Raw genomic sequence first — 13,278 nt, 5'->3', positions numbered from 1 at the left:
CACACAGTGTTCTGCCCCTCCTTATTCGTGCGCACCGCCAGATGTGTCTAAGAACAAGCCCCCGCCGCCCCCGTCTCCGCTATGATTCGCGCGGCCGAGGCGAATGCCTGCTCAGGACCCGCTTCATAGCTGCCGAACGGCATGTCGATGATCACGACCGAATGATAGCTGCCGCGCACCACCGCCGCGCCATGCGCGCACATCATGTCGAGCGTGACCCCCAGCGTCGATGGCAAGCCGTAGATAACCTGCCCCAGGCTGTCGCCGACCAGCAGCAGATCGCAATGCGGATCGAGCAATTGTGCCATCCGCGCGGTGTAGGCGGTCAGCATCACCAGCGGCTCGCCGCCCTTGCGCTTCTGGATCGCGGGGACCGTCAGCCGCTTCATCGGTGCCGGTGTCGGGGTGGCGCGGCTCGTCGCGGTGTCGATCGTGAAGGTGGTGGACATGGATGCGCTTTAGCGGCCCGCCCGCCCGACTGCCAGCCGCTTCACTTCAACCATCCGCTCGCTCTGGCTTTCCTTGCCAGCCAGAGCTGAAACAGCTGGATGACGACGATCGCCGCCGGAAAATAGGCTGTCCACAGCCCCTTGCCCGCGACAATTCCGGTGAACAGGAAGATATAGCCGAACTGAACGATTAGCAGCAGCAGCGACAGCACCGACAGTGTTACCGCCCAACGCCTGCGCATCAGCAGCCCGACCGATGCCAGCACGCCGGTGACGACCGCACCGACGTAGACGATGTTCAGCCACAGCGGCGCCGGCATAAACTCGCGATCCCACGCCGTCGCATCGGGATCGATCGACGGGTCATAGGCGAAATGCGGAAACAGCGACGCGAGCCCCATCAGGCCCCATAGGATCAGGACGGTCGCAGCGACCTTGAACCAGGCGGGCGGTGCGGACGAAAAGCGGCTGATCATCGGATCTCTCCCCAAGATCGTTCGGAGAACAGCCTATCCTAAATCGTCGCTGATCCAATCATTTCGTTAAAGCAACTTTTCGCGCCAGTCGTCGGGCTTGAACCCGACCAGAATGCCGCCCGGCACCTCGACCACCGGCCGCTTGATCAGCGACGGGTTGGCTGCCATCAGGGCGATCGCCTTCGCTTCGTCGATCCCGACCTTGTCGCGTTCGTCCAGCTTGCGGAAGGTCGTCCCGGCGCGGTTGAGCAGCTTCTCCCACCCGACCATTTGCGACCAGCGCGCCAGCCGCTCGGCATCGGCCCCTTCCTTCTTATAGTCGTGGAAGGTGAAGGCGATCCCATTCGCCTCGAGCCACATCCGCGCCTTCTTCACTGTGTCGCAGTTGGGGATACCGTAAAAATCGAGGCTCACGTCGGGTCACTCCCACTCGATTGTGCGCCAACACCATAACTGCTTGATTTTCCTAATCAAAATATTTTTTCAGTTTTCGAATGCCGCTGCACATGCCGTCAAAAAGTCGGGCTGTTGATTTCATTGGGATTTTTACGCCCTTCCCAGACACTCGCATTTCCAGATCAATCGCTACCTTTCGCCCCGTTCGTCGCTTTTTCGGCGGCTAGGATGGCTTAGACCACACCATAGATGCGGTCTGAAAATACCGTCACTCGGTTCTTTGTTTCGGTGGCAAGCAGACTAACGCACCTGCTGAATTCTCGATAGCCCTGACGACTATGCTACCCCACCCGGGCGAAGGCTGCTGCACCCTTCGGTCGGGAGACCGGCCGAACAGGGTTTGCACCAACCAGAACAAGCGATAGCGCACCCGCTGCGTTGCCATCACCACCAAACATCGCCTCGATGCCTTTGACGCAAACCATCACGTTCTCGTCCGCGAGCCGATAGTAAACCTGCTTTGAGGCGCGACGCGTCTTCACGATATCTGCGCGCCGTAGTTCGGCGAGCTGCTGGCTGAGCGCAGGCTGGCCGATTCCGGTCGCCTCGTCGATCTCGCTCACGGTGTGTTCGCCATCGATCAGTCGAGACAAGATCATCAGCCGCTGCGGCTGAGCGTAAATCTTGAGGCGCTCAGCGGCGACATCTGCTGCAGACCGAGAGGAATATAGCGTCACTTCGCGTCCGCCGTCGTCTGATAGAACCAGTGTTCGTCGTCTCCGGCCAGCACGGCGTGTTGATCCTGCGGCGGAGTGACAAGCAGGTCATCGCCAGGATGCCAGCCTTCGGGTGCCAACACATCGTCAGCAGCCGTTCGCTTGAGCGCAGCGACCATACGGAGCATTTCGTCGACTGAGCGCCCGACATTTAGGGGATACCACGTCATCGCCCTGATCACGCCTTCGGGATCGATGAAATAGGTGGCCCGCACCGCCGATGAATCGTCCGAATGCGGCTCAATCATCCCATAGGCTCGGCCGATCGCCATGGACGGATCCTCTACGATAGGAAACGGGATGGTGACGGCGAACTTCTGTCGGATCGCACGAACCCAGGCGAGATGCGAATAGAGGCTGTCTACCGACAGCCCCAGCAATCCGCAGTCTAACGCGGCAAAGGCTTCAGCAGCCCTTGTGATGCTGACGAATTCGCTCGTGCAGACCGGCGTGAAATCAGCCGGGTGCGAGAAGAAGACCAGCCACTTTCCGCGATAGTCCGACAGCCGAACCTCGCCGAGTGTCGAGCGCGCCTGAAACCCAGGCGCGGTGTCACCAATGCGAAGAGGACGCTGGAGGGACGCTGCAGGGGGAAGATTCGAGTCAGTCATCATTGCTGGTTGGCATCCCAATTGGATTGACGCAACTCAGATACACTATTACACACATATTGTAATTGATAAATTCTGAGTCGGAGCACCTCATGAGCGATCCCCATCTGGAGCAAGCAGCCGCTATCATCGGCGACGCGCATGGCGGCTCCGGTCAGCGCCCCGTCGTAAAGAGCTTCTTCGACGAGCCCACCAACACCGTCAGCTATGTCGTCCACGATCCAGCGACCCGCGAAGCGGCCGTCGTGGACAGCGTGCTTGATTATGACCCTGCAGCGGGTCGCACTTCGTTCGCGTCGGCGGATGCCATCATCGCCTATGTGCAGGCCGAGAAGCTGTCGGTAGCTTGGCTGCTGGAAACGCACGCTCACGCCGATCATTTATCGGCTGCGCCGTATCTCAAGGACAAGCTTGGCGGCACGCTCGCCATCGGTCGCGAGATCATCCACGTCCAGAATGTCTTCGGAAAGATCTTCAACGAAGGCACCGAGTTCGCACGCGACGGGTCGGAGTTCGACCGGCTGTTCGAGGACGGTGACCGGTTCCAGATCGGCGGGCTGGAGGCCATCGCGCTTCACGTGCCCGGCCATACGCCGGCAGACCTGGCCTATGTCATCGGCGACGCCGTCTTCACGGGCGACACCCTCTTCATGCCAGATTACGGCACGGCACGGGCCGACTTCCCCGGCGGCGATTCCCGCCAGCTTTACCGCTCGATCCGTCGCCTGATGGCTTTGCCCGAGCGGACCCGGCTGTTCCACTGCCATGACTACAAGGCCGCCGGACGCGACACCTTCGCCTGGGAGACCACGGTCGGTGCCCAGCGCGCAGGCAACGTCCATGTTCATGAAGGCGTCGGCGAGGACGAGTTCGTGGCCATGCGCGATGCGCGTGACGCAACCCTTTCGATGCCCAAGCTGATCCTGCCTTCCATCCAGGTGAACATGCGCGGCGGCCATCTGCCCGAGCCGGAATCGAACGGCACCCGCTACCTCAAGATTCCGCTGGATGTCTTGTGATGGGTGACGTTTTCGCCAACGCCATGCCGGTCCAAGGGCTAATCGGCGGCCTGATGATCGGCACGGCCTCCGCCATCATGTTGTTGGGCCTGGGTCGGATCGCCGGCGTCAGCGGTCTGGCGGCGCGGGCCACCGGGATCACCGTCGATGGCGCGCCCCGTCCGCTCGCAATCGCCTTCGTGGTTGGCCTCCCTCTGGGTGCCCTGCTGGTCGCCCTGATCCTTGGTCCCGTCGAGGCACGGTTCGAGCAAGGTTTGGCCGCCCTCGTCATCGGTGGCCTGGTGGTCGGGTTCGGCACGAGGCTGGGGAGCGGCTGCACCAGCGGACACGGCGTCTGCGGCATGTCGCGACTGTCGGCGCGGTCGCTGGTGGCGACCGCCAGTTTCATGGTCACGGGCTTCGCGACGGTCGCCGTCATGAAGGCCTTGGGGTTGGGACTATGAAGCGCGCGATCGTCTTCGCCCTGATCGCGGGTGCCCTGTTTGGGGCCGGCCTGGCCGTGTCGGGCATGGCCGATCCGCAGCGCGTGCGGGGCTTCCTTGATTTGTTCGGTGCCTGGGACCCGACGCTCGCCTTTGTCATGGGCGGTGCCCTGATCCCGATGGCTATCGCCTGGCGCATCCAGAAGCGGATGCCGACGCCGATGGCGGCCGAGCGGTTTCCCCTGCCCACCGCGCGCGATCTCGACCCCCGCCTTATCGGCGGGGCCGCCCTGTTCGGCATCGGCTGGGGCATCGCCGGGCTCTGCCCCGGTCCCGCCATCGCCGACCTCGCCATCGCTCCCGTTCCCGCTGCCACTTTCGTCGCGGCGATGCTGGGCGGGATGATCCTGCACCGCCTGCTGGCCGCCGCTCCGGTGAAGCAGCCAACCCTGGAGACATCCAATGTCTGACACCCAATCCGCCGTCGGCCTGCCGCGCCTGAACGCGCCCGCTCCGAACTTCTCGGCCAAGACCACCCACGGCGATCGTTCGCTGGCCGACTACAAGGGCAAATGGTTGGTGCTGTTCTCGCACCCGTCCGATTTCACGCCCGTCTGCACCACTGAGTTCATCGGCTTCGCTGGAGTGGCCGCTGAGCTGAAAGGCAAGAACTGCGAACTGCTGGGCCTGTCGATCGACAGCATTTTTTCCCACATCGCCTGGACACGGAACATCGCCGAGAAGTTCGGTGTCGAAATCCCGTTCCCGATCATCGAAGACCTCAAGATGGACGTGGCCCGCGCCTACGGCATGATCCACGAGGGGGCCAGCGACACCTCGGCCGTGCGCGCCACCTTCGTGATCGATCCCGAAGGCGTGCTGCGGGCCATGCTCTACTATCCGATGAGCAACGGCCGCTCGATCCCCGAGATCGTCCGTCTGGTCACAGCCATGCAGACGAGCGACGCCAATGGCGTCGCCACGCCTGCGGGATGGCAGCCGGGCGACGACGCCATCGTCTCGCCACCGAAGACCGTGGAAGCGGCCAATGCCCGCGAGGGCGAGGGCTTCAAATACACCGACTGGTATTTCTCGACCCGCCCGATCGCAGCCTGACCTCCGGAGCCGGCGCGGTCACTACGGACGCGCCGGCTCCCTTCCAACGCAAGGACATTCGCCGTGAAAAACATGGGAACGCTCGACCGGGTCATCCGGCTCGCCGCCGTCGCCGCCATCATCGGAGCCTATGGACTGGGGCTCATCAGCGGGATCCTCGCCCTGGTTCTTGGAGCCGTCGCGGTCGTCCTTTTGCTGACCAGCCTGACCGCGACCTGCCCGGCCTACATGCCGTTCGGCCTGTCCACACGGCCCCGGCACCGCTGAGCCATTATCCGAACATCCCCGTTCAAGGACGATCGTCATGCCGTTCAAGGCCCTCACTCCCTCACTTTCGGTTTCGCCACAGCTCAGCGAAGCGGACCTCGCCGAGGCGGCCCGCGACGGCTTTCGTGCGATCATCGACAACCGCCCGGACGGCGAGGAACCGGGTCAGCCGAGCGCGGCCGAGATGCAAGCTTTGGCCGCGTCCCACGGCATGGGCTTTGCCCATGTGCCAACGGTAGGCGGGAAGATCAGCGACGAGGACGTCGCCCTGATGGCGCACGCCCTTTCACGTCTTGATGGCCCCGTGCTTGCCTACTGCCGCACCGGGACACGCTCGACGACGCTATGGGCTCTCTCCCAGGTGGGGGTTCAACCGGCTGACGTCCTGATCGCGACCGCTGCCGGAGCGGGCTATGATCTTTCAGCGCTGCGTCCCCGGCTGGAAACCCGGATGACCGCCCCGATCGGCGCGCAGGCCGAGCAGGCCGATGTGGTCATTGTCGGCGGAGGTTCGGCCGGTCTGGCCACGGCCGCCTCGCTTCTGGAACGTGATCACAGCCTCAACATCGTGGTGATTGAGCCGCGCGAAACCCACGACTATCAGCCAGGCTGGACCATGGTGGGCGGCGGCGTGTTCGACGTGAAGGACACCCGCAGGGCAGAGGCGTCGGTGATCCCGGCGGGTGTGCGCTGGATCAAGGGCGCGGTCGCCAGCTTCCAACCGGAGCGCGATCAGGTCACGCTGGAGGACGGCAGCACGGTCGGCTACCGCGCCCTGGTCGTAGCGCCCGGCAACACCTTGGACTGGGCCGCAATCGACGGCCTGCCCGGGACGCTCGGCAAGAACGGCGTCACCTCCAACTACAGCTACGAGACCGCCCCCTACACCTGGGACCTGGTGCAGACCCTGAAGCATGGCAGCGCCCTGTTCACCCAGCCGCCCATGCCGATCAAATGCGCCGGCGCGCCGCAGAAGGCGATGTATCTGTCCTGCGATCACTGGCTGCGAACGGGCGTGCTCAAGGACATCGATGTCCAGTTCCACAACGCGGGCGCCGTCCTGTTCGGCGTGAAGGAGTTCGTGCCGCCGCTGATGGAATACATCGGCCGCTACGGGATCGACCTTCAGTTCGAGTCCACCCTGATCGCCGTCAACGGTCCCGACCGCACCGCTACCTTCAGAGAGAAGACGGGCGAGGTGACCAAGCCGTTCGACATGATCCACGTCACGCCGCCGCAGAAAGCACCGACCTTCCTCGCCCGAAGTCCCCTGGCCAATGAGGCGGGCTATGTCGATGTCGACCAGGCCAGCCTCCAGCATATCCGTCATGCGAACGTCTTCGGCTTGGGCGACGGCGGTTCGACCCCGAATGCCAAGACCATGGCTGCGGCGCGCAAGCAGGCGCCGGTCGTGGCCGAGAACCTGATCGCCGTCCTCACCAACAAAGCTCCGACCGCCATCTACGACGGCTACGGCTCCTGTCCGTTGACGGTCGAGCGCGGCAAGATCCTGCTCGCCGAGTTCGGCTATGGCGGCAAGCTGCTGCCCAGCTTCCCGAGCTGGATCATCGAGGGCACGAAGCCGCAGCGCCTGTCCTGGCTGCTGAAGTCCGAAGGCCTGCCGTGGATATACTGGAATGCGATGCTAAAGGGCCGCGAATGGATGGCCGGTCCCCAACACCGTGACGCCGCATGACCCTCGAACCTGTTCAATACCTCCTCGGTGCCTTGTCCGGGGGTCTCGTGGGCTTCACGCTCGGTCTGGTGGGGGGAGGCGGATCAATCCTGGCCGTCCCTCTGATGGTCTACCTGGTCGGCGTCCCCAGCCCGCACGTGGCGATCGGCACCAGCGCACTCGCAGTCGCGGCGAACGCAGCAGCGGGGCTGATGAACCATGCGCGCAACGGCACCGTAAAGTGGCGCTGCGCGCTGATGTATGCCGGTGCCGGCATTGCCGGAGCCTTCGCAGGCTCCACCGTCGGCAAAGCCTTCGACGGGCAGAAACTGCTCTTCCTGTTCGCGATCGTCATGGTGGTTGTGGGTGTCCTCATGCTGCGAGGCCGCGGCGACATCGGCAACCCAGGTGCGGAATGTAACCGCGAGAAGGCACCCAAGGTTCTGGGCTATGGTCTCGGCACGGGCGTCTTCTCCGGATTCTTTGGGATCGGAGGCGGGTTCCTGATTGTACCCGGCCTGGTCGCCTCGACAGGGATGCCGATCCTCAACGCGATCGGATCATCGCTCGTCGCCGTGACGGCCTTCGGCCTGACAACGGCGCTCAACTACGCCTTCTCCGGCCTGATCGACTGGCCCCTGGCGGGCATCTTTGTCGTCGGCGGCCTCGTCGGCAGCTTCGGCGGCGCGCTCGCAGCCAAGAAGCTCTCGGGCACCACAGGCCTGCTGACGACGGTCTTCTCAGTGCTCATCTTCGTTGTTGCCGCCTACATGCTCTGGAAGAGCGCGGGCGCATTTTTCGGGACAACCGCCAGTGTTTGATCATCTCGATCCCGTCATACTGGCGCGCATCCAGTTCGCCTTCACCGTCAGCTTTCACTTCATCTTCCCCTCCTTCTCGATAGGCCTCGCCAGCTACCTGGCCGTCCTCGAGGGGCTTTGGCTGAAGACTGGCAAAAGCGTCTATCTGGACCTGTTCAAATACTGGCTGAAGATCTTCGCCGTGGTCTTTGCCATGGGTGTCGTGTCCGGCATCGTCATGTCCTATCAGTTCGGGACGAACTGGTCGGTCTTCTCAGTCAAAACCGGGCCAGTGCTCGGCCCCCTCATGGCCTATGAGGTCCTGACCGCCTTCTTCCTTGAAGCGGGGTTCCTGGGCATCATGCTGTTCGGCATGAGCAAGGTGGGCCGGAAGCTGCATTTTGCAGCGACCTGTATGGTGGCGCTCGGCACCTTCATTTCGGCCACCTGGATTCTCAGCGTGAATAGCTGGATGCAGACGCCGACCGGGTTCGAAATCAATGCAGCGGGTCAGTTCGTTCCGGCCGGATCTTGGCTCGCGATCATCTTCAACCCTAGTTTCCCCTATAGGCTCCTGCACACCCTCATCGCGTCCTACCTGACCACCTCGCTCGTCGTCGGGGCTGTCGGCGCATGGCACCTGCTGAAGGACCGCACCAACCCCTACGCTCGCAAAATGTTCTCCATGGCCATGTGGATGGCGGCGATCGTGGCTCCGATCCAGATCTTCGCGGGCGACCTGCACGGCCTGAACACCCTGGAGCACCAGCCCGCCAAGGTCATGGCGATGGAGGGACACTATGAAAGCCATCCCGATGGTGCGCCGCTGATCCTGTTTGGCATTCCGAACAGCGCCGAGAAGCGCGTCGACTACGCCATCGAGATCCCCAAAGCCTCATCCCTGATCCTGAAACATGACCCGAACGCGCCGCTGGCCGGGTTGGACACGATCCCCGATAACCGCGAACCCCCGGTCGCAATCGTCTTCTGGTCCTTCCGCGTGATGGTCGGCCTCGGCTTCGCGATGCTGGGCCTCGGGGTGATCAGCCTCGTCGCCCGTACCCGTCGATCGCTATACGACTGGTCGCTGCTGCACCGTCTCGCCATCCTGATGGGGCCGACCGGTTTTGTGGCGGTCATCGCGGGATGGATCACGACCGAGGTGGGGCGGCAGCCTTATACCGTCTATGGTCATCTGTTGACGGGGCAATCCCACTCCCCGCTCGCGGCCCCGGCCGTTGCGGCTTCGTTGATCGCCTTCGTGGTCGTCTACTTTTTCGTGTTCGGCGCTGGCGCCTGGTATCTGCTGAAGCTGATGGGCCACACACCCCAAGCCCATGAGACCGAACCGCCACAAACGCCGATTCGGTCCGCTGGCATCACACCCGCACCCGCGCTTGATGGCGCACCCCGACCGGCGGAGTAAGCCATGACCTATGCACTCGATCTGACGGTCATCTGGGCCTTCATCATCGCCTTCGCCGTCTTCGCCTATGTCGTCATGGACGGCTTCGACCTCGGGATCGGCATCCTGTTTCCCTTCTTCGCCGTCGGCGAGGAACGGGATCAGGCCATGAATTCGATCGCTCCGGTCTGGGACGGCAATGAGACGTGGCTGGTGCTGGGCGGTGGCGGGCTCTTCGCGGCCTTTCCGCTGGCCTACGGCATCATCCTGCCCGCCACATATCCGCTGATGATCGCGATGCTGCTGGGCCTCGTGTTTCGCGGCGTCGCGTTCGAGTTCCGGTGGCGCGATCCACGCCACCGGGCGCTCTGGGACGTCGCGTTCACCGTCGGCTCGGTCGTCGCCGCTATGGCGCAAGGCATGATCCTGGGCGCGATCCTTCAGGGGATAACCGTCGTCGAAAGCGTCGAGGCCGGGGGCTGGGCCTATGCCGGGGCCTGGCTCGACTGGCTGACCCCGTTCAGCCTGCTGACCGGCATCGGTGTGGTCGCCGGCTACGCGCTTTTGGGCGCGACCTGGCTGATCTGGAAGGTCGAGGGCACGGCCCAAGTGTTGATTTCCACTGAGAGCTGACCCGGAGAAGGCATAAATTTCCACCGAGAAGTGACCCGTGTCTCAACCCTACCCCGGCTGGCTGTCGGGGGATCAAGGAGTGATAGACATGGCGTTACTGAGCGTCATCCGGCGCTGGGCATTCCGGGACGGGATGTCGATCCGGGAGATAACCCGACGCACGGGCCTGTCGCGCAACACGATCCGCAAATATCTGCGGTCGGACGCGGTGGAGCCGAAGTTCGAGGTCGTGGTCCGGCCGAGCAAGCTGGATCCGTATGCCGAGCGGCTATCGGGCTGGCTGAAGACGGAGACGACCAGGTCCCGCAAACAGCGGCGCACGGGCAAGCAGATCCACGCCGACCTGGTCGCACTGGGCTATGACGGGTCCTACAGTCGGATAGCGGCCTTCATCCGGACGTGGAAAGCGGACCGCCAGGTCCAGGAGCAGACGACGGGTCGGGGCACGTTCGTGCCGCTGGTGTTCATGTCCGGCGAAGCCTTTCAATTCGACTGGAGCGAGGACTGGGCCATCTTGGGCGGCGAGCGGGTAAAGCTGCAGGCAGCGCACACCAAGCTGTCGCACAGCCGGGCGTTCATCGTGCGGGCGTATCCGCTCCAGACGCACGAGATGCTGTTCGATGCGCACCAGCATGCCTTCCGGGTGCTGGGCGGAGTGCCGCGGCGCGGGATCTACGACAACATGAAGACGGCGGTCGACCGTATCGGCACGGGCAAGGCGCGACAGGTCAATGCGCGCTTTGCGGCGATGGCGAGCCACTATCTGTTCGAGCCGGAATTCTGCAATCCGGCGTCGGGCTGGGAGAAGGGACAGGTCGAGAAGAACGTCCAGGATGCGCGTCGCCGTCTGTGGCAGCGACTGCCTGAATTTCCCGACATCGACGCGCTCAACCTATGGCTGGAGGAGCAGTGCATCGCCGAGTGGACGCAGATTCCGCACGGCAACCTTCCCGGCACCGTTGCCGATGTATGGGCGCGCGAAGTTTCAAATCTGATGAAACCGGGGCGCCCGTTCGACGGCTTCGTCGAACATACCAAGCGGGTGTCGCCGACCTGCCTCGTGCATTTCGACCGCAACCGCTACAGCGTCCCGGCCTCCTTCGCGAACCGGCCGGTGAGCCTGCGGATCTACCCTGAGCGCATCGTCGTGGTCGCGGAGGGACAAAGGGTGTGCGAACATGCCCGTGTCATCGACCGGACGCATCGTTCGCCCGGGCGGACCATCTACGACTGGCGCCATTATCTGGCGGTGGTCCAGCGCAAGCCGGGCGCCATGCGCAACGGTGCGCCCTTCACCGAGTTGCCAGATGCCTTCCGGCAATTGCGCCAGCAGCTGCTCAGTCGCCTGGGCGGTGACCGGGAGATGGTCGATATCCTGGCGCTCGTGCTCCAGCACGACGAGCAGGCGGTGCTGTGCGCGGTCGAACTGGCGCTCGAGGCCGGCGTCGCCACCAAAACCCACATTCTCAACATCCTGCACCGGCTGGTCGACGGCAAGGCCGCCAGCGTCACGCCCATCGATGCCCCGCAGGCGCTTGTCCTGCGACGTGAACCCCAGGCTGATGTCGGCCGCTACGACACGCTTATGAAGGAGGTGCGCCATGCGTCATGATCCCGCGAGCGCTGCGGTTGTCGTTATGCTGCGCGATCTGCGCATGTATGGCATGGCCCAAGCCGTCGGCGACCTCATCGAACAGGGCGCGCCTGCCTTCGATGCGGCCGTTCCCGTCCTGTCGCAGCTGCTGAAAGCCGAGATGGCGGAGCGCGAAGTCAGATCCATCTCCTACCAGATCAAGGCTGCAAAGCTGCCGGCGTACAAGGATCTGACCGGCTTCGATTTCACCTCCGCCGAAGTCGACGAGACCATGGTTCGCCGACTCCACCAAGGCGATTTCATCGACGGCGCCGATAACGTCGTCCTGATTGGTGGCCCCGGCACCGGCAAGACGCACATCGCTACCGCGCTCGCTGTGCAGGCCATCGAGCACGGACGCCGAAAGGCTCGATTTTTTGCCACCGTCGACCTGGTCAATGCGCTCGAGCAGGAGAAGGCCATGAACAAGGCAGGGCAGCTCGCCGAGCGTCTGCTCCGCCTCGATCTCGTCGTCCTCGACGAACTGGGCTATCTGCCGTTCAGCCCTTCAGGCGGCGCTATGCTCTTCCACCTGCTCAGCAAACTCTACGAGCAGACCAGCGTCATTATCACCACGAACCTCAGCTTCAGCGAGTGGGCCGGCGTCTTCGGCGATGCCAAAATGACCACCGCGCTCCTCGACCGCCTCACCCATCATTGCCACATCGTTGAGACCGGCAATGACAGCTTCCGGTTTCGCGTCCGGTCCGAGGTCGGGGCGCCGAAAAAGGAGAACGCTGCAACTTGACCCGCTACCCAGCGGGTACGACATAAACCCTTCGACACGGGTCACTTCTCGATGAAAACTCCGGGTCAACTCTCAGTGCAAATCAACATCTACGTCTCGGCGACCGGCGCGACGACGGTTCACAACCTCGCTTATGCCCAACGGCTCGGCCTGTGGGGTGGCGAAGACTTCCCGTTCGCCAACCGCGCCGAGTTCGTGCAGGCAATCGAGGCCGGTGGCGTCGCCGCGATGGAAGTGCTCGCCCGCGACCTCAAAGCGCTCGGCCTCTATGCCGCTCGATCGCTGTCCTACGAAGGGGTCGAATATGAGATCGTCGAACACCGGCTGACAGCCGAGCAGACCGGCATCTATGACGCCTATGCCGGCGCGTTCGAGATCATTCACAACAATCTGTCGGCCGCGCTTGAAGCCGCCAACATCACGGGTGCCGGGCCGGATGGCGGAACCAAGACGCTGAACGCTCAGGCCAAGTCCGCGGCGCGGTCGGCCTTTGAGAGCGCCAAGCAGCGCTTCTTCAATCATCTGATTACCGCCATGAAGACCCCGACGCTGATCGCGGCGATCGACCGTGACCTTGCCGAAGGTCACGCCTGCGTCGTCCAGATCGTCTCCACAGGCGAAGCCTTGCTCGAGCGGAGACTCGCCGACATTCCCACCGAAGAATGGGGCGATATCGCCGTCGACATCACCCCGCGCGAATATGTCTTATCCGGATCTCCGGATAACATATATTCTTTGCAGTCGAGATTTATGTCGAGCGGTTCGCGTGCAGGCGCAGATTTGCGAGATGAGGACATCGATTCTACTCCAGATAATTAAGGTGGATGGAGATGTGCGGAGGCACGAGATCTC

General features: G+C 63.3%; 14 protein-coding genes and 3 pseudogenes. 12 read left to right on the top strand and 5 right to left on the bottom strand.

The genetic code is table 11. The features are described 5' to 3' along the window. Positions 1-59: 59 nt before the first annotated feature. The 5 genes and pseudogenes from BFL28_RS14490 to BFL28_RS14470 form a co-directional block, all read right to left on the bottom strand. Positions 60-449: pseudogene (locus BFL28_RS14490) on the bottom strand (3-methyl-2-oxobutanoate hydroxymethyltransferase); the annotation flags it as partial. Between the two features lie 41 nt (positions 450-490). After that, positions 491-925 (bottom strand): hypothetical protein, encoded by a 435-nt coding sequence (locus BFL28_RS14485; protein ID WP_069321265.1) that lies wholly within the window; start codon positions 923-925, stop codon positions 491-493. Between the two features lie 66 nt (positions 926-991). Further along, complete coding sequence (locus BFL28_RS14480; protein ID WP_069321264.1) at positions 992-1,339, bottom strand: arsenate reductase; 348 nt, start codon at positions 1,337-1,339, stop codon at positions 992-994. Between the two features lie 323 nt (positions 1,340-1,662). Beyond that, a complete protein-coding gene (locus BFL28_RS14475; RefSeq protein ID WP_069321263.1) occupies positions 1,663-2,058 on the bottom strand; it encodes an ArsR/SmtB family transcription factor in 396 nt (131 codons plus the stop codon). Continuing rightward, positions 2,055-2,711, bottom strand: a complete 657-nt coding sequence (locus tag BFL28_RS14470) for a peroxiredoxin (protein WP_066667254.1) — start codon at positions 2,709-2,711, stop codon at positions 2,055-2,057. Before BFL28_RS14470 ends, BFL28_RS14475 begins: the two co-directional genes overlap by 4 nt. A gap of 89 nt (positions 2,712-2,800) precedes the next feature. Between BFL28_RS14470 and BFL28_RS14465 the strand changes: the two genes are divergently transcribed. From BFL28_RS14465 to BFL28_RS14410, 12 genes and pseudogenes are all read left to right on the top strand, one after another. Next, on the top strand, positions 2,801-3,727 hold the full coding sequence (locus tag BFL28_RS14465; protein ID WP_069321262.1) for an MBL fold metallo-hydrolase: 927 nt from the start codon (positions 2,801-2,803) through the stop codon (positions 3,725-3,727). Next, positions 3,727-4,170, top strand: coding sequence for a YeeE/YedE family protein (locus tag BFL28_RS14460; protein WP_079247178.1), 444 nt, complete (start codon positions 3,727-3,729; stop codon positions 4,168-4,170). The genes BFL28_RS14465 and BFL28_RS14460 overlap by 1 nt, the downstream gene beginning before the upstream one ends. Next, positions 4,167-4,619, top strand: a complete 453-nt coding sequence (locus BFL28_RS14455; protein WP_069321260.1) for a DUF6691 family protein — start codon at positions 4,167-4,169, stop codon at positions 4,617-4,619. The genes BFL28_RS14460 and BFL28_RS14455 overlap by 4 nt, the downstream gene beginning before the upstream one ends. After that, positions 4,612-5,265, top strand: a complete 654-nt coding sequence (locus BFL28_RS14450; protein ID WP_069321259.1) for a peroxiredoxin — start codon at positions 4,612-4,614, stop codon at positions 5,263-5,265. Before BFL28_RS14455 ends, BFL28_RS14450 begins: the two co-directional genes overlap by 8 nt. 72 nt (positions 5,266-5,337) lie before the next feature. Continuing rightward, positions 5,338-5,532 (top strand): YgaP family membrane protein, encoded by a 195-nt coding sequence (locus BFL28_RS14445; protein ID WP_069321258.1) that lies wholly within the window; start codon positions 5,338-5,340, stop codon positions 5,530-5,532. A 37-nt stretch (positions 5,533-5,569) separates the two neighbouring features. Further along, the gene (locus BFL28_RS14440) at positions 5,570-7,228 is read left to right on the top strand and encodes a bifunctional protein tyrosine phosphatase family protein/NAD(P)/FAD-dependent oxidoreductase (protein WP_069321257.1); all 1,659 of its coding nucleotides are present in this window, start codon (positions 5,570-5,572) and stop codon (positions 7,226-7,228) included. Then, entirely contained in the window at positions 7,225-8,028 is an 804-nt protein-coding gene (locus BFL28_RS14435) for a sulfite exporter TauE/SafE family protein (protein WP_066667240.1), read from the top strand. Before BFL28_RS14440 ends, BFL28_RS14435 begins: the two co-directional genes overlap by 4 nt. Next, positions 8,021-9,433, top strand: a complete 1,413-nt coding sequence (locus tag BFL28_RS14430) for a cytochrome ubiquinol oxidase subunit I (protein WP_069321256.1) — start codon at positions 8,021-8,023, stop codon at positions 9,431-9,433. Before BFL28_RS14435 ends, BFL28_RS14430 begins: the two co-directional genes overlap by 8 nt. Positions 9,434-9,436: 3 nt before the next feature. Beyond that, a pseudogene (gene cydB / locus BFL28_RS14425) lies at positions 9,437-10,021 on the top strand (cytochrome d ubiquinol oxidase subunit II); the annotation flags it as partial. Positions 10,022-10,133: 112 nt separating this feature from the next. After that, positions 10,134-11,657, top strand: a complete 1,524-nt coding sequence (istA, locus tag BFL28_RS14420; protein WP_069321255.1) for an IS21 family transposase — start codon at positions 10,134-10,136, stop codon at positions 11,655-11,657. Next, complete coding sequence (gene istB / locus BFL28_RS14415; protein WP_069321254.1) at positions 11,647-12,426, top strand: IS21-like element helper ATPase IstB; 780 nt, start codon at positions 11,647-11,649, stop codon at positions 12,424-12,426. The genes istA and istB overlap by 11 nt, the downstream gene beginning before the upstream one ends. Positions 12,427-12,513: 87 nt before the next feature. Further along, positions 12,514-13,134, top strand: a pseudogene (locus BFL28_RS14410) (strawberry notch-like NTP hydrolase domain-containing protein); the annotation flags it as partial. Positions 13,135-13,278: the final 144 nt, after the last annotated feature.

Origin of the sequence: Sphingomonas turrisvirgatae, from assembly GCF_001721295.1 — a bacterium.
GTDB classification, from domain to species: Bacteria; Pseudomonadota; Alphaproteobacteria; order Sphingomonadales; family Sphingomonadaceae; genus Sphingomonas; species Sphingomonas turrisvirgatae.
The sequence above is the reverse complement of the archived record's forward strand: the minus strand, read 5'-3'. Positions and strand labels throughout refer to the sequence as shown.